12 protein-coding genes are annotated in these 17,429 nt (G+C 54.8%); 6 read left to right on the forward strand and 6 right to left on the reverse strand.

What is annotated here, in order from left to right:
* Positions 1-58 precede the first annotated feature (58 nt).
* Positions 59-238 (reverse strand): hypothetical protein, encoded by a 180-nt coding sequence (locus tag FAP39_RS13685; RefSeq protein ID WP_138016962.1) that lies wholly within the window; start codon positions 236-238, stop codon positions 59-61.
* A 143-nt stretch (positions 239-381) separates the two neighbouring features.
* Between FAP39_RS13685 and FAP39_RS13690 the strand changes: the two genes are divergently transcribed.
* Together FAP39_RS13690 and pbpC are read left to right on the forward strand one after the other, a co-directional pair.
* Positions 382-5,814 (forward strand): alpha-2-macroglobulin family protein, encoded by a 5,433-nt coding sequence (locus FAP39_RS13690; protein WP_138016963.1) that lies wholly within the window; start codon positions 382-384, stop codon positions 5,812-5,814.
* Between the two features lie 77 nt (positions 5,815-5,891).
* The gene (gene pbpC, locus FAP39_RS13695; RefSeq protein ID WP_342777191.1) at positions 5,892-7,856 is read left to right on the forward strand and encodes a penicillin-binding protein 1C; all 1,965 of its coding nucleotides are present in this window, start codon (positions 5,892-5,894) and stop codon (positions 7,854-7,856) included.
* A 71-nt stretch (positions 7,857-7,927) separates the two neighbouring features.
* Here the strand turns inward: pbpC and FAP39_RS13700 are convergent, their stop codons facing one another.
* Positions 7,928-9,103 carry an acetyl-CoA C-acyltransferase family protein gene (locus tag FAP39_RS13700; RefSeq protein WP_138016965.1) on the reverse strand — a complete coding sequence of 392 codons (1,176 nt, stop codon included), beginning with the start codon at positions 9,101-9,103 and terminating at the stop codon, positions 7,928-7,930.
* A 124-nt stretch (positions 9,104-9,227) separates the two neighbouring features.
* Here FAP39_RS13700 and FAP39_RS13705 point away from each other — a divergent pair, with 124 nt between their 5' ends.
* The 3 genes from FAP39_RS13705 (at position 9,228) to tdh (ending at position 12,179) form a co-directional block, all read left to right on the forward strand.
* Positions 9,228-9,791 carry a helix-turn-helix domain-containing protein gene (locus FAP39_RS13705; RefSeq protein ID WP_138016966.1) on the forward strand — a complete coding sequence of 188 codons (564 nt, stop codon included), beginning with the start codon at positions 9,228-9,230 and terminating at the stop codon, positions 9,789-9,791.
* Positions 9,792-9,945: 154 nt separating this feature from the next.
* Positions 9,946-11,133: a glycine C-acetyltransferase gene (locus FAP39_RS13710; protein WP_138016967.1), complete on the forward strand. Its 1,188-nt coding sequence runs from the start codon at positions 9,946-9,948 to the stop codon at positions 11,131-11,133.
* Positions 11,134-11,147: 14 nt separating this feature from the next.
* On the forward strand, positions 11,148-12,179 hold the full coding sequence (gene tdh, locus FAP39_RS13715; RefSeq protein ID WP_138017002.1) for an L-threonine 3-dehydrogenase: 1,032 nt from the start codon (positions 11,148-11,150) through the stop codon (positions 12,177-12,179).
* 53 nt (positions 12,180-12,232) lie between these two features.
* Here the strand turns inward: tdh and FAP39_RS17570 are convergent, their stop codons facing one another.
* The 4 genes from FAP39_RS17570 to FAP39_RS13730 form a co-directional block, all read right to left on the reverse strand.
* On the reverse strand, positions 12,233-12,382 hold the full coding sequence (locus FAP39_RS17570) for a hypothetical protein (RefSeq protein ID WP_171006862.1): 150 nt from the start codon (positions 12,380-12,382) through the stop codon (positions 12,233-12,235).
* A 132-nt stretch (positions 12,383-12,514) separates the two neighbouring features.
* Complete coding sequence (locus FAP39_RS13720; RefSeq protein ID WP_138016968.1) at positions 12,515-13,249, reverse strand: metallophosphoesterase family protein; 735 nt, start codon at positions 13,247-13,249, stop codon at positions 12,515-12,517.
* Positions 13,250-13,348: 99 nt separating this feature from the next.
* Positions 13,349-14,944 (reverse strand): phosphoglycerate dehydrogenase, encoded by a 1,596-nt coding sequence (gene serA / locus FAP39_RS13725; RefSeq protein ID WP_138016969.1) that lies wholly within the window; start codon positions 14,942-14,944, stop codon positions 13,349-13,351.
* A gap of 69 nt (positions 14,945-15,013) precedes the next feature.
* The gene (locus FAP39_RS13730; RefSeq protein ID WP_138016970.1) at positions 15,014-16,156 is read right to left on the reverse strand and encodes a phosphoserine transaminase; all 1,143 of its coding nucleotides are present in this window, start codon (positions 16,154-16,156) and stop codon (positions 15,014-15,016) included.
* Positions 16,157-16,528: 372 nt separating this feature from the next.
* On the opposite strand from FAP39_RS13730, the gene serB reads away from it, so the two are divergent.
* Entirely contained in the window at positions 16,529-17,404 is an 876-nt protein-coding gene (gene serB, locus FAP39_RS13735; RefSeq protein WP_138016971.1) for a phosphoserine phosphatase SerB, read from the forward strand.
* The last annotated feature ends 25 nt before the right edge of the window (positions 17,405-17,429 follow it).

A 17,429-nucleotide genomic window follows, 5' to 3' on the forward strand; every position in this document is an offset into this window, starting at 1 on the left:
ACATAAACCAGATGCATCTTAGCCAAGCCGCAAACCTGTCCTAAAAAGCAGGACCACTTCATTCATCCCGCACAGTGGCAACCTCTGCTCGGGTCTCGACAATCTCGTGCGACAGCTTTTTCGCATGCCGCCCCAATTTCCGGTTCGCAGCAAACAGCTCGGCCTGCTTCAGCTCTAACAGCCGTTCAGCCGCCAATCGCGCCCTACGTTCCTCGGCCAATTTATGCGCAAGCGTCATGTCATCTCTTTCTCGCCATCGTCTTGACGCCAAAGGATCAACCCAACCAGTGAACATCTGCTTAAACTGCTTGGGAAAATAGAAAACATTGCCAAGCCACACCCTGCGATGCACCATGTCGACATTGTTTGCAGGAGAGTCTTATGCGTTGGATATTCATGATTTTGGCCGGATTGTTCGTCGCGCAGTCAGGGATTGCACAACAAGAGTTTATTCCGGAGCGGCGCGCCGTTGTCAGCCGAGACGTTGATTTCTATGGCTCGGATTTACAAAATCTGTTCGATACATCCTATAGTGCCTGTCAAAAGGCCTGTCTGGCGGACACAAAATGCAAAGCATTTACCTTTAATTCGCGCTCTAACTCGTGTTTCCCCAAAAGCGATATTTCAGATCGCCAGCCCTACGATGGGGCGGTCTCTGCAGAAATTTTTGTGACCTCTTCAAAAACACGCGACCTTGCTACGACACGCGCCAACGATCTGGATTTCCTGCGCTCCTATGAATTGGACAATGCGCGCGCTCAAGCTGAAAAAATCGGGCGTGTGCATTCGGCCGGGCCATGGACCGTGCAAGCGATGATCGACGCGGCAAACAACAGTCGCTCCAAAGAAGACACTCTGAATGCCATGCGCTGGACTGGTGGTGCCGTCGCCAAAGCAGACCAAAGCGATCTTTGGGTCGAATACGGCCGGCTCAGCCAGAGTCTTTTGCAGGATAACACCTCTGACAAGCGTCTCTATCGCGAACGTGCATTGCTGGCATCAGTGAATGGGTATTTGAGGGCTCCGAATGCAGGCGCGCAGGTGTCCGCGTTGATGCTGATGTCCGACATGCTTCAGATCAACGATCGCGGCCGCGCTTCGTTAAACGCCCTGCGACTGGCCGAATCTATTCAACCCCGCAGCGATGTGATTGCTGCGCTAGATCGCGCGATTGCCAAATACGGGTTTCGTATCTCTGAACACCGCGTAGACAGCGATTCCGCAACACCGCGCATTTGCGCCGAATTCAACGAACCCTTGGTCAAAGCAGGTGTGGATTACGCCACATTTCTAAAACTGCCAGATCAGCGGTTTGCTGTGGTCGCCCAAGACCGCGAAATCTGCATTGAGGGGGTGGAACACGGCGGACGCTACAGCGTCACGTTTCGTAAGGGGCTGCCAGCCGCCAGTGGCGAAACTCTGATAAAAGACACTGAACTGACGCTGTATGTGCGGGATCGTAGCCCCGCAATCAGCTTCCCCGGCCGCGCCTATGTCCTGCCAAAAACGGCAGATGCGGGTTTGCCCATCCAAACTGTGAATCTGGATCAGGTCGATATGCGGCTACAACGTGTCAGCGACCGAAACCTATTGCGTGCCATTCAAGACAGTTATTTCGGACAACCTCTGTCCCACTGGCAGCTCGAAACATTTAGCGCCGAAATCGCAGAAACCATTTGGACCGGACAAGGGGATGTTCAAAACACGCTGAACGCCGACATGACCACAAGACTACCTCTGGGAGACATTATCGCGGATTTACCCACAGGCGTGTATGCACTGACAGCTGATTTACCTGGTGCTGATAAATACGATGAAACCAGTGCCACCCAATGGTTTGTTTTGTCCGATCTGGGCGTTACCACACTGTCTGGCACAGACGGGCTTCATGTGTTTGTGCGGGGCTTGGCAGATGCCTCGGCGCAAGAAGGGACCAAAGTCACTTTGATCTCGCGCGCCAACCGCGTGCTTGGGCATGCCACAACCGATGTTCAAGGCTACGCACGCTTTGACGCCGGCCTGACCCGCGGCACCAACGCCAGTGCCCCCGCGTTGATCACATTAGAACAAGATCAAGATTTCACCTTCCTATCCTTGACTGATCCGGCGTTTGATCTTTCGGATCGGGGTGTCGAGGGGCGCCCCCCCGCTCCGCCAATTGATGTGTTTCTAACCACCGATCGCGGCGCATATCGCGCGGGCGAGACCGTGAATGTCACTGCTCTGACACGCGGAGAGGTCGCCCAAGCCCTTGGCGGCCTTCCGGTAACAGCAATTTTGACCCGTCCGGATGGCGTTGAATACAGCCGTCATTCCTCCACGCAAGACGTGGACGGCGGGCATGTGTTTTCTTTGCCGTTGGGTGTTTCGGTGCCCCGAGGCGCATGGACACTTTCGCTCAAGTCAGATTTGGACGCCGCCGCGCTTGCCACCGCCAAGTTCCTTGTCGAGGACTTTTTGCCCGAACGCATCGACTTTGACATGTCGGTTCCTGATGGTCCGTTAGATGCCGAAAACGAACCCGAAATGTCCGTGACCGCGCGGTATTTATTCGGTGCACCCGGCGCTGGGCTGACTGTCGAAGGTCAGCTCACACTCCGTGCGCGCTCTGAAATAGACGGTTTTTCAGGATACCGCTTCGGGCGGTATGATGAGACCTTTAGCGCGCAAACTGAATATTTTGGCGGCGACCAAACTGATGCGGATGGTTCCACACAAATTAGCCTCATCATTCCTGCTGTCGACAACTCGGGAAGACCGCTGCAAGCTGACATCACAGCCCGAGTCCTAGAAGGGTCGGGACGGCCCGTTGAGCGACACATGTCTCATCCGGTTTTACCCACGGGACCCCTGATTGGCATCAAGCCATTGTTCCAAGACATCGTGACCGAGGGGTCAGACGTCGCGTTTGAAATCATCGGCCTTGGCAAAGATCTCTCGCCTCATCCCATGGACGTGCGCTGGACATTGAATCGGGTGAACACAAGTTATCAGTGGTATAATCTCTATGGAAATTGGGAATGGGAGCCCACCACAACACGCACGAGCATCACCACTGGCCTTGCCAAACTTGGGCGTGATCCAATCACAGTCGGCGGCCCCGTCGATTGGGGGCGCTATGAACTGGTGGTCGAACGCATAGACGGAGACTATGTCGCGTCCTCTACCGAGTTTTATGCGGGTTGGTACGCTCCGGCGGACGCCACCGACACCCCTGACACGCTTGAGCTGTCTTTGGACAAGCCGGATTATCGCAGTGGTGACACCGCACAGCTGCGGCTTGTGCCTCGTTTTTCTGGCACCGCTTTGGTGTCTGTGATGTCCAATCGGTTGATTTCAATGCAGGCCGTATCCGTTCAGGAAGGCGAGAACCTGATTGACTTGGATGTGACAGATGAATGGGGCGCCGGAGCCTATGTCACCGCATCCATAATCAGACCCGCCGACACACCATCGGGGCACAACCCCGCAAGGGCTTTGGGGTTGAGCTATGCCACAGTTGATCCGGGATCAAAGCAGCTTGCCGTGCGCATCGATGCGCCAGACAAGATCGCGCCAAACGGGGTGTTGGATGTAAACATTGCAGTGGATGGCATCAGCGCTGGGGAAACGGCCCATGTCACATTGGCAGCGGTTGATGTGGGTATTCTCAACCTCACAGGCTTTTCAAGCCCGGACCCGTCCAATCACTATTTCGGTCAGCGCCGCCTTGGGATGGAAATCCGCGATATTTATGGGCGTTTGATTGATGGCACGAACGGAAACATGGGACGATTGCGATCCGGCGGCGACGCGGGCAACTCGGCACGTTTTCAATCTCCTCCCCCGACCGAAGACCTTGTGGCCTATTTCGAGGGTCCAATTACAGTCGGCCCCAATGGGACGGCGCAGGTTCAGTTTGATTTGCCGGATTTCAATGGCACCGTGCGTCTTATGGCCGTCGCATGGAGCCCAACAGCCGTTGGACAAGCGGAACAAGAGGTCGTGGTGCGCAATCCGGTGGTTGTCACAGCAAGCGTCCCCAGATTTCTGGCGCCAGGTGATACAAGTCGGCTCTTGCTCGAGATCGTTCACGCTGAAGGACCGTCTGGGCGCATGGGGCTGGATGTCACCGCCACCGGTCTGACATTGGATTTGGCATCAGTGCCGTCAGGCATCACTTTGGGCGACAAAGATACGGCGCGCTTGAGCCTGCCGATTTCTGCCGCAGACGTGGGTGACCACAGTTTGCGCATCGCGCTGACCACGCCTGACGGAAAATTGTTGGTGAAAACGTTAAATTTGCCCGTCCGCAGCAACGATCCCGAAACAAGCACAACCCAACGCATCACCTTGGCGGCGGGTGACACATTCACGCTTGATCAAAACCTATTTGCAGACCTCAGGTCAGGCACTGGATCTGCTGTCATTTCATCTGGTGCACTGGCCCAGTTCGACGCACCCGGATTGCTTCAGGCATTGGATCGCTACCCGTATGGCTGCACAGAACAGATCACCTCTGGTGCGATGCCCCTGCTCTACTTCGATACCATCACGTCCTCGCTTGGTTTGGGCGATCGAGATCAAGTGAAGACGCGCATAGATCAGGCCATTTCAGGTGTGTTAGCACGCCAAGCCAGCAATGGTGCATTTGGTTTGTGGCGCGCAGAGTCCGGTGACTTTTGGTTGGATGCCTATGTCAGTGATTTCTTATCGAGGGCCCGCGCCAAAGGATATTTTGTGCCTGATCTCGCATTCCGCATATCTATGGATAACCTGCGCAACCGCGTGAACTATGCACCTGATTTTGACAATGGCGGCGAAGACATCGCCTATGCCCTCATGATCTTGGCCCGCGAAGGCGCAGCAGCCATGGGCGATTTGCGGTATTATGCCGATGTCAAAGCGGATCATTTCGCTACGCCTTTGGCTGCGGCTCAGTTGGGGGCAGCACTGGCATTTTATGGCGACCAAACCCGCTCCGATAGGCTGTTCAGAAGGGCTGCGTCCTTGCTCGAACAACGCCATCAGGGCACCACAGACACGCTTTGGCGCGTGGATTATGGGACAGACCTGCGCGATACCGCAGCAGTATTGACGCTCGCCGTCGAGGCAGGCACCCAAAGCATTGATCGCACCACGCTGGCAGCACGGTTGGGCCGCGGACAGCACGCCTTATCCACACAGGAATCCGCTTGGTCTCTGATGGCGGCACATGCCTTAATCGATGATACACAAGACGCAACAATCACCATCGATGGTATCGCCGTCGACGGCCCTCTTGTGCGCGCCTTGGCAGATGACGTTAACGTAAACCCTGTGTTGATCCAAAACACGAGCGCGACTTCAACCGAGCTGACGCTTATGTCGGTTGGTGTTCCTGACTATCCACTGGAACGCGGCGGATACGGGTACGAGATCACGCGCACATACTACACGATGCAAGGAACCCCAATTTCGCCCGATGCGTTACACGTCGGTGATCGCATGGTTGCGGTGCTCCAAATTGACCCGTTTCAAAAAGGTGGCGCCAGATTGATGGTGAACGACCCCCTTCCTGCGGGTCTCGAGATCGACAATCCGAACCTGCTTAGCTCTGGCGATATCCGCGAATTCGACTGGCTGGAACTGACAGAAGCAACGCACTCTGAATTCCGGTCGGATCGGTTCCTTTCCGCAGTCGACTGGCATTCGGACAAACCATTCCAATTGGCATATGTCGTGCGGGCCGTATCCCCAGGCAGCTTTCATCACCCTGCCGCATCCGTTGAAGATATGTATCGACCACAATACCGCGCCAATACGGCTGGTGCGCGCATTCTCGTGCAGGACTGATGCGCAGGCACATTCTTTTCGGACTGGTTGCTGTTTTTTGGGCGGCGGCATTCGCACGTGATTCTTTTGAGACATGGGTGAACACCACCGATCTCCCACCACTTCTGAACGCAACCTCGACAGAGGTTCGCGATCGAAATGGGGCGCTATTGCGCGTGTACACCGTCGACAATGGCTTGTGGCGCTTGGGGGCAGCACCTCAGAACGTAGACCCAAAATATCTGGAAATGTTAGTCGCCTTTGAAGACAAACGCTTCTTTGCGCATTCAGGTGTGGACCCTCTGGCAATGCTCAGGGCGACCGGGCAGGCCCTCGCCTATGGCAAGGTGGTCTCTGGTGGCTCGACGTTGACCATGCAAGTCGCGCGTCTTCTCGAAGACAGCGGCACCGGGCGGTGGCGTGGTAAGCTCCGTCAAATTCGTGTGGCTCTGGCTCTGGAAAAACGTCTCGACAAAGATCAAATTCTCACGCTTTACCTGACTCATGCGCCTTATGGTGGGAACCTTGAAGGCATCCGAGCAGCTACACTGTCTTGGTATGGGAAAGAACCCACACGCCTCACACCCGCGCAATCTGCTTTTCTGATTGCCTTGCCCCAAAGCCCCGAAACACGTCGCCCTGATCGGAACTTTCTGTCTGCACGAGATGCGCGAAATCAGGTTTTGGACCGCCTGACACAGGCCGGCACGCTGCTCGATGACACCGCGAATGCCGCAAAATCAGAGCCTGTTCCGCACCAAAGGCATCCTTTTCCCGCGTTTGCGCCGCACCTGTCTGACCGCGCAACGACCCGAAACAGAGACGCGCGACGGCATGATTTGACAATCGACATGCCTCTGCAAAAATCTCTGGAACGGCTGGCGGCCAAGGCCCTACGCGGCAAGGAAGAACGGCTTTCGATCGCAATACTGGTTGCCGACCATAACTCTGGTGAAATTCTTGCGTCTGTCGGGTCCGCAGGGTTTTCCGCAGATGGGCATCGCAACGGGTTTGTCGACATGACCCAAGCCATTCGATCCCCCGGATCCACGCTAAAGCCCTTGATATATGCGATGGGGTTTGACCAAGGATTAGTGCATCCGCAAACGTTGATTGATGACAAGCCCGTCAAATTTGGGACCTATGCACCGCAAAATTTTGACGGGCAGTTTCGTGGGCAGTTACGAGTCGCCGACGCTTTGCGGCTCTCTTTGAATATACCCGTGGTGCTTTTGACAGACCAAATCGGGCCTGCGCGCTTAATGTCGGCCATGAAAAAGGCCGGTGCCGATCCTGTGCTGCCATCTGGAAAAGCAGGCCTAGCCATTGCCTTGGGAGGCATAGGCCTGAGCCTTCAAGACCTCACAACGCTGTATGCGATGCAAGCACGGGGTGGTAAGGCCGTCAAGCTTCGGTGGCGCAAGGAAGATCCCTTGACCGAGGGCGAACGCATCTTAAGTCGCGCAGCTGCGTGGCAAGTGGGCCATATTATGTCCGAAATGGCACCACCAGCGGGGGCATCAAACATGCGCTTGGCGTTCAAAACAGGCACCAGCTATGGGCATCGCGATGCTTGGGCCGTGGGATACGACGGGTCTCATGTTGCTGCGGTTTGGATCGGGCGCCCTGACGGCACCCCGGTGCCCGGTGCGTTTGGCGGCGATCTGGCGGCACCGGTGTTGTTCGATGTGTTTCAGCGGCTAAAGCCCAAACTGGCGCCATTTGGGCCACCACCACCAGAAACCCTCATCCTGAGCACGGCACAATTGCCGTTGCCGCTTCAAAGGTTTCGAGGCCGCAATGCTGTGTTTCAAGCACCGCCCAATTCCCTAGAATTGTCGTTTCCACCAAATGGTGCGCGACTAGAGGGCGTAGAGACGGGCCTTGCGGTCAAAGTCAGACACGGCAAGTTCCCCCTGACAATTTTGGCCAACGGACACCCGTTAGCCACCGATGTTCGTCAAAGAACGATCAATCTGCCATTTACCGACAAAGGCGCATCAGTTCTGACGGTTATTGATGCGGCTGGTCGGTCCGACCGTGTCGAAATTTGGATCGACTAGGCAGACAACTCGTGTTTCATCCCGCCCGATATTGATGCCGGCGCGCCGCTAAGCGCGCCGGCCTAATCTGTTTAGAGGCGTTCAATCGCAATCGCGATTCCCTGTCCGCCACCGATACACATCGTGATCAATGCTTTTGAGCCGCCAGTGCGTTCCAGTTCATACAGCGCCTTGATGGTGATCAGCGCACCTGTGGCACCCACGGGATGCCCCAATGCAATCGCGCCACCATTCGGGTTCACTTTGGCTGGGTCAAGCCCAAGACCTTTGTTCACTGCAAGCGCCTGTGCGGCGAATGCCTCGTTGGATTCAATCACGTCAAAGTCAGTGATCGCCAGACCTGTTTTCGCCATCAAGTTCTCAACCGCTGGCACCGGACCAATCCCCATAACTTCGGGGCGCACACCTGCCAAAGCGTACCCAAGGATACGCGCTTTGGGCTTGAGGCCAGCTTTTTCAGCAGCATCTGCGCGCGCCAAAACCATCGCGGCAGCGCCATCGTTGATACCCGATGCGTTCCCAGCCGTGACGCGACCGTCTTTCTTGAACACAGCGCGCAGTTTTGCCAACGATTCTTCGGTGGACGGCGTTGGGTGCTCGTCAGTGTCAAAGGCAACGGTATCACGCCCCTTGCGCACTTCGACCGGAACAATCTGATCCTTAAAGTACCCGGCCTCAATTGCAGCCGCCGCGCGTTGTTGGCTGACCAACGCAAACGCATCCATTTGCGCGCGAGTCACTTCGTGCTCGTCTGCGACGTTTTCGGCTGTGACGCCCATATGTCCTGTACCAAACGGACAATTCAGAGCACCGAGCATCATGTCACGTGTTGTGACGTCGCCCATTTTTGTGCCCCAACGCTGACCCTGAATGATATAGGGGGATCGGCTCATGTTTTCCGCACCACCTGCCAACGCAAAGTCGGCATCTCCAAGCATCAAAGCCTGCGTCGCAGAAACGATCGCCTGCGCGCCGGACCCACAAAGCCGGTTCACATTCATAGCCGGTGCCGAATCTGGGATGCCCGCATTCATCGCCGCAACGCGTGAGAGATACATGTCGCGTGGCTCGGTGTTGATCACGTGCCCAAACACAACCTGGCCAATCTGAGCGCCTTCTACGCCAGACCGCTTCAGAGCTTCTTTGGCCGCAGCCGCCCCCAAGTCAATTGGCGCAGTTCCCGCCAAAGAGCCGCCAAATGTGCCGATAGCCGTGCGCGCACCATCTAGAATTACAATATCAGTCATGAGTCCTCCGAAGAAAAATAAGTCGCATTACCCTACTGTCCCTTCGTAATGTCACAAGACGGCAAATATGCGCATAACGTCACGTGCATTGACATAGACGTGACGGAACAGCAGGTAAGGGGCCATGAATACAGATACGCAAATACTCGAACGCCTTCCCGCACGCCTGAAAGAAGCACGCCGTGCTCAGGCCTTGTCACTTGATGCTGTGGCCAAGCTGTCGGGTGTGTCGAGGTCGATGGTAAGCCAAATTGAACGTGGTGAGAGCAGCCCGACAATTGCCACTCTGTGGAATTTGACACGCGCCCTACAGGTCGATTTTGCCGGCCTTCTAGAGGACGGGATAGCATCCGATCAAATCGAGACTCTCAGAGACGATCAGGTTCCCGCAATCGATAATCGCGGCCAAGGCTGCCGTATTCGCATTCTGTCCCCACCAGAAGAGGCAGGAAAGCACGAAGTCTACGATATCATTTTTTCAGACAGCGGAACTTTGGATAGCGCGCCGCATACCCGGGGCGCCAAAGAGCAGTTGACCGTGATCGAAGGCACTGTTCAGGTACAATCCGGCAAGGCCACAGATCAGTTACGCGCCGGTGATACCGCGCGATATTCGGCGGATGTATCACACTCTATCCGTGCCGTTGATGGCCCAGCGCGCGTCTTTCTTGTCGTGCAAGACGCCTAGCGCCGGCAGCATCACCTTGCCTCGGCCCACATCACAAAGTCAGAGCGTCGCCGAAATAATCCGTTATATGAGAATTTTTCCGTAATATCGAATTCTCCTATTTTGGATTTCAATCCGTTATGGTAGACGTATTTCCAGAATCATGGAGGCACGTATGTCCAAAGACTTTTTGACCCACATCACCGAAACTCTGGATCAGATCGAATCCGAGGGCCTCATGAAACGTGAACGCATGATCACGTCACCTCAACGCGGCGAAATCACCGTCGGTGGGCGCGAGGTTATCAATCTCTGTGCGAACAATTATCTCGGATTGGCGGACCATCCCGACCTGATCGGCGCGGCACAGTCCGCGATGGGTCCAAAAGGATTCGGCATGGCCAGTGTGCGCTTCATTTGCGGTACTCAGGATATCCACCGCGAACTGGAAACCGAACTTGCCGCATTTCTGAACAAAGACGATGCCATCTTGTTTGCGGCTTGCTTTGACGCAAATGGTGGCTTGTTCGAGCCTCTTTTGGGGCCAGAAGACGCGATTATCTCAGACAGTTTGAACCATGCTTCCATCATTGATGGCGTGCGATTGTCGAAAGCCAAGAGATATCGCTATATGAACAACGACATGGCCGATCTCGAAGCGTGGCTGAAACGCGCCCGCGAAGAAGGTGCCCGTCATATTATGATCGCCACCGACGGCGTCTTTAGTATGGATGGTTACCTTGCCAACCTGCCCGAGATCACGCGCCTGGCAAAAGAATATGACGCCCTTGTGATGGTTGACGATTGTCATGCCACAGGATTCATGGGCGCGAATGGCGCGGGCACGCCAGATCATTTTGGTGTCGACGTAGATATCTTGACTGGTACGCTTGGCAAGGCGCTGGGCGGTGCTATCGGTGGATATATTGCAGGCCCTCAGCCCGTGATCGACCTGTTGCGCCAACGTGCCCGGCCTTACTTGTTTTCCAACTCCTTGCCACCAGCCATCGTCGCTGCCGGCCTTGAGGCCCTCAAGCTCGTCAAGCACGGCAACATGCTGCGTCAGCGACTCTTTGAGAATGCGCGGTATTGGCGTCGCGGCTTGGAGGCGTTGGGGTTTGATCTATTGCCTGGGGAACACCCCATCATTCCCGTTATGCTGGGCGATGCGCAACTGGCACAAGATATGGCCACCCGCCTGTTTGATGAAGGCGTCTATGTGAGCGGGTTCTTCTTTCCGGTGGTCCCCCGTGGTCAAGCGCGCATTCGCACTCAAATGAGCGCCGGGCTGACACAGGACGAGCTGGACCGCGCCCTTACGGCATTCGGCAAGGTCGGCAAGGACCTAGGGGTCCTGACATGAGCAAGCCAAATACCATGAAGGCGCTCGAGAAATCACACCCCGCCGAAGGGCTATGGATGACCCGCGCACCTGTCCCTGAGATCGGTCCAGAAGATGTTCTCATTCGCATTCGTAAAACCGGAATATGCGGGACCGACATCCACATTTGGAATTGGGATGATTGGGCCGCCGCCACAGTCCCTGTTCCCATGATCACAGGGCATGAATTCGCGGGCGAAATTGTTGAAGTCGGCCGCCAAGTCAGCGGGCTGCAGATTGGGCAACGGTGCTCTGGCGAAGGGCATTTGATTGAAACGGATAGCCGTCAAAGCAGAGCTGGAAAATTTCATCTTGATCCGGGCACACGTGGTATTGGCGTCAATGAACAGGGCGCGTTTGCTGAATACTTGCGCTTGCCGGCCTTTAACGTTGTGCCGTTACCTGACGATATCCCAGACGAAATTGGAGCAATCCTTGACCCCTTGGGAAACGCTGTCCACACCGCCTTGAGTTTCGATTTGTTAGGTGAGGATGTGCTGATCACCGGGGCAGGCCCAATTGGCATCATGGCCGCAGCTGTGGCACGCCATGCCGGTGCCAGAAACGTCGTGATCACAGATATAAATGCAGACCGTTTGTCACTTGCCGAACACGTAGTGCCTTCTGTACGCCCAGTTGATGTGACACACGAGGACTTGAACGATGTTATTTCTGAACTCGGCCTTCAGCAGGGCTTTGACGTCGGTCTTGAGATGTCGGGCAATCAATCCGCATTGGATCAAATGGTAGAGGCCCTCGTGATGGGGGGAAAGATTGCCCTCTTGGGGATTCCTCCTGGAAAATCCCCGGTGGATTGGTCTCGCATTGTGTTCAAGGCCATCACGCTTAAGGGGGTATACGGCCGCGAGATGTTTGAAACATGGTATAAGATGATCGCAATGCTTCAGAATGGTTTGGATGTCAGCCGCGTCATTACCCATCAATTTGACGTTGATGACTTTGCCCAAGGCTTTGCTGCCATGAAGTCTGGAAGCTCTGGCAAAGTGGTGTTGAACTGGCGAAGGTAATTCATCAGGCCAGAACCCCATGCCACTCTGGCCTGATCATATGAGATACAGGTTTACTTAGATGTGTTCGACCCAAACAAGGTCGATTGATTAAGCTCTGATAATAGCCGCGCCACACCAACCAGAGGTTTTGTTCCTGCGATCTCTGGCAGAATGAACGTTTGCTGGTTACTCGCTGCGTCCTGAACGTGAATATTATACATTTCATGGCCCTTTATTGATTAGGGCCCCCACGGCATCATCATTTGCTGAAGGTGTGATCAAAACCTTAATGCGTCCCTACTTGGTCATTAGGATTTGAACGAAGTCCCCTCAACCACACGCGCCCGCCCAGTTCACTCGGACGGCACCAACGCTCTACGCCCTGATTCCTCGAGCACAAAGCAATCACCGCCTTCAAACACTGCTGCCGTGATCGGCCGATCATACCCGGCACCGGAATCCAAGTTCACCCGATTGCCCATATGAACAGGCGCCTTTTGGGGTGTGTGTCCATGAACGACCAACCATGGATGGGGGCCTTTGTGGTCAAGAAACGCATTTCTTATCCAACACATGTCTTCTTCGCTTTGCTCTGCCAATGGGACATTCGGGCGAATTCCAGCATGTACAAACAGCAAATCCCCGCTCTGATGATACGCTGGTAAATTGGCCATGAAATCTATGTGGTCTTGGGGGATTTTCGCACGTGCCACCGGATGGATTTGGTAGTACCGAGAAGTCTCATCCATCTGGATACCATACGACGCCAATGTACCACGTCCGCCAATTCGCTCGCTGAACCAATCCATACCCATCAGTATTTGAGGGTCCGGACGCGGTAGATCCTCGAGAAAATACGAATACATGCGATCATGGTTTCCGCGCAGCACCACCCAGTTGCGTCCGGACGCTTGCCCCTTTTGCAACAGATCAATCACACCCGCGCTGTTGGGACCACGATCAACCAGATCACCCAAAAAGACGATTTTGGCATCTGGGCCTCCGTCGCGCTCTATTCGCGCAAGAGCGCCTTGCAGCATGCCAAGCTGTCCATGGATATCCCCAATAGCATAAATCGGATCTTGCATCGTGCTCTCCTGTTTGGCGCATGGTCTCTGTGTCATAAACGAGAAACGCCGCCCCGGACAGGGCGGCGAAATCTTTGTCGCAACATGATGCGTTCAGAATCAGGCAACGTCGAATTGCAGCGGCTTAACCTGTGTAAACATGTCTGTTGCCGACAATTTGTCGAGAATAGGCGCAGGTACCGGTGCATCCACATACAAAAGCGCGATCGCTTCTCCGCCCACGTCAGCACGTCCAAGTGTAAAGTTCGCGATGTTGACGCCGTTTTCGCCCATTGTTTGACCAAGCAAACCAATGATACCCGGAACGTCTTCGTTGGTTGTATACAGCATATTGGCGCCGATTTCAGCGTCAACATTGATACCCTTAATCTGGATAAAGCGCGGTTTGCCATCGCTAAACACTGTGCCCGCAACCGAACGTTCGCGTTTGTCTGTCACGATGGTCACCTTGATGTAGCCATCAAAAGCGCCCGATTTATCCTGATTGGTGGTCGAAATCTTCATGCCCCGCTCTTTCGCGACAACTGGTGCGGACACCATATTCACGTCGGGGTTTGATTTCTTCATGATGCCGGCCACAACAGCACAGTTCAGCGCAGCAAGGTTCATGTCAGACACGACACCATCATAAAGGATATTGATGGCCTTGATCGGCTCATCTGTCATCTGACCGGAAAATGCACCCAGATAATCTGCCAATTTGATCCACGGACCCATAACCTTGGCTTCTTCCGCAGTGACCGACGGCATGTTCAAAGCGTTTTCGACAGCACCAGTCAGCAGATAGTTCGACATCTGCTCTGCGACTTGCAGCGCCACGTTTTCCTGTGCTTCGGTTGTCGCCGCGCCAAGGTGAGGCGTGCACACAACGTTAGGCAGGTTGAACAAGGCGTTTTCTTTTGCAGGCTCTTCTTTGAACACGTCAAACGCAGCGCCAGCCACATGCCCGGATTTGAGCATATCTGCCAAAGCTTCCTCATCAACCAGACCACCACGCGCACAGTTGATAATCCGCACACCTTTTTTGGTTTTGGCAAGGTTTTCACGGCTCAGAATATTGGCTGTCGCATCGGTAAACGGTACGTGCAACGTAATGAAATCTGCACGCGCCAACAGCTCGTCTAGCTCGACCTTTTCGACACCCATTTTGTCGGCTTTCTCTTCCGACAGGAAGGGGTCATAGGCGGCAACTTTCATTTTCAGGCCACGCGCACGGTCACATACGATTCCACCGATGTTGCCTGCGCCAATCACACCAAGCGTCTTGTTGGTCAGCTCAACGCCCATAAATTTGGACTTTTCCCATTTGCCGGCATGTGTTGAGGCGCTGGCTTCTGGGATTTGACGCGCCACAGCAAACATCATCGCAATCGCGTGCTCAGCAGTGGTGATCATGTTGCCAAACGGCGTGTTCATTACGATCACACCTTTTTTCGACGCGGCTTCTTTGTCGATGTTGTCAGTGCCGATACCTGCGCGTGCAATCACCTTAAGATTGGTCGCGTTCTCAAGGATTTTCTCGGTCACTTTGGTCGCCGAACGGATCGCCAGACCATCATACTGGCCAATCACTTCTGCCAGTTTGTCTTTGTCTTTGCCCAGATCGGGCTGAAAATCGACGTCGATTCCACGATCGCGAAAGATTTGAACAGCGGTTTCAGACAGCTTGTCGGATACGAGTACTTTGGGAGCCATGAGTTTGGTCCTTGCAATAAGAATAATCAGGGAAGGTGTGGGGCGGGCATAAATCCCGCCGCCTACAAATTACTGCGCTGCAATCTCGGCGTTGAACGCCCAAGCCAGCCAAGGCAACATCGCGTTGATGTCAGCGGTTTCAACGGTCCCGCCACACCAGATACGCAGACCAGCCGGAGCATCGCGATAGGCACCAATGTCCAATGCGATATTTTCATTCTCCAGACGCTTGGCCACTGCTTTTGCAAAGGCCGCACCGTCTTGAATGCGGTCATCGGTAAACTTGAGACACACCGATGTGTTCGAGCGTGTCGCGTCGTCTTGGGCCAGATTGGCAATCCAATCGTTCGCGTCACAGAAATCAAACACTGCTTGGGCGTTCGCATCAGCGCGCGCGATCAAGCCTTGCAAGCCACCCACGGAACGGGCCCAATCCAGCGCAAACAAATAGTCTTCAACAGCCAGCATCGACGGCGTGTTGATGGTCGCACCGGTAAAGATGCCGTCGATCAGTTTGCCACCTTTGGTCAGGCGGAAAATTTTTGGCAGTGGCCATGCAGGTGTGTAGCTTTCCAGACGCTCAACAGCGCGCGGGCTCAGGATGATCATCCCATGAGCTGCTTCACCACCCAGAACTTTTTGCCAAGAGAATGTGGTCACATCCAGCTTGTCCCAAGGCAGATCCATCGCAAAGGCAGCGGACGTTGCATCACAAATGGTCAGGCCTTCGCGGTCATCAGCGATCCAGTCGGCGTTTGGAACGCGCACACCCGCCGTGGTGCCGTTCCACGTGAACACAACATCGTTGGCTTTATCAACAGATGCCAGATCAACGATTTCGCCATAATCGGCCGTTTTCACTTCGGCGTCGATCTTAAGCTGTTTCACAACATCTGTGATCCAGCCCGACCCGAAAGATTCCCAAGCCAGCATCTCTACCTTGCGCGCGCCAAGCATTGACCACAAGGCCATCTCTACCGCGCCAGTATCGGACGCAGGCACGATGCCGATTTTATAGTCTGCGGGGATGCCCAGAACTTCGCGTGTGCCTTCAATCGCGGCCTTTAGCTTGTCCTTGCCAACGGCGGCACGGTGCGAGCGGCCAAGAGCGGCGTCGGCGAGTTTTGTGACATCAAATGAGGGGGGTTTGGCACAGGGGCCAGAAGAAAAACGCGGGTTGGCCGGACGCGTCGCCGGTTGCTGAGTAGCCATAAATGCTATCCTTACAGATAAATGCCCTTCGTTGGGGAAGGGTGTCCCACTGACCGATCTAGAGCGCTGCATCGCGGCACGCAAGATACAAAATGAACGGTTTGCGGCCATTCTCAGACCAATAGCGACGCAAATGTCTCCGATCGGAAACAAGAAAGTTGCTAACCTGGACGGAGCGTTTCGCTAAACTACACAGTGATCAAGGAGAACGGAGATCACACTTTAAATATTGTTTTCAGATAGTTGTATCACTTGTAGTGCATGATCTTGCTCTAACAACGATCTCCAAGCGCCGTACAATTTGGCGACGATGAGTGATCTGGCCATGTTTCTGCGGTTGCGCTATGCCAAGGCGCATCAAGGAGACCATACATGTTCACAGCCACCCTGCTCACTGCACCATCTGACCCAACGCTTGATCCAGCGCTCGTAGAATCGCTCCGAAATGCATGGGGCGGCGGAGATGCCGTGTGGTTGGCACCAGACGAGGCGGCGGAATTTGACCTTGCCACGATGCCCGACAATCTCTGGGATGTTTGGGCGGATCTGCAAAACATGCGCGTAGATTTGATCGTTCAGCCTTCAGAAGGACGACGCAAAAAGATGCTGCTGGCCGACATGGACAGCACGATGATTCAACAGGAATGCATTGATGAGCTTGCCGACGAAGCAGGTGTAGGCCCCCACGTCAAAGACATCACCGCGCGCGCAATGAACGGTGAGCTGGACTTTGAGGGGGCGTTGATTGAACGCGTGGGCTTGCTGAAAGGGCTTAAAGAAAACGTCATCACCAAAGTCCTCGCTGAGCGGATCACATTGATGCCCGGCGGCAAAGCGCTTTTGACCACGATGAAAGCCGACGGGGCCTATGCTGCGCTTGTGTCGGGCGGGTTTACGGCATTCACAGCCAAGGTCGCAGCAGAGCTTGGGTTTGATGAAAATCGCGCCAACACGTTGCTGGTCGACGACGGCAAACTCAGCGGTGAGGTTGGACGCCCCATTTTGGGACGAGAAGCCAAGGTTGACGCTCTCAAGGACATCACCGCGCGGCTGGGCCTGCGACATGAAGATGTGATGGCCGTTGGTGACGGTGCAAATGATCTAGGTATGCTTGGGCTTGCCGGTGCAGGCGTAGCGTTGCACGCAAAACCATCCGTGGCGGCGGAATGCGATATCCGCATCAATTTTGGCGACCTGACCGCGTTGCTCTTCTTGCAAGGCTATGCGCGCACTGATTTCGCGGCCTGAGACCGCTCAGCACAATATTGGATAT

Source organism: Shimia litoralis (assembly GCF_005518135.1).
Taxonomy (GTDB): domain Bacteria; phylum Pseudomonadota; class Alphaproteobacteria; order Rhodobacterales; family Rhodobacteraceae; genus Shimia_E; species Shimia_E litoralis.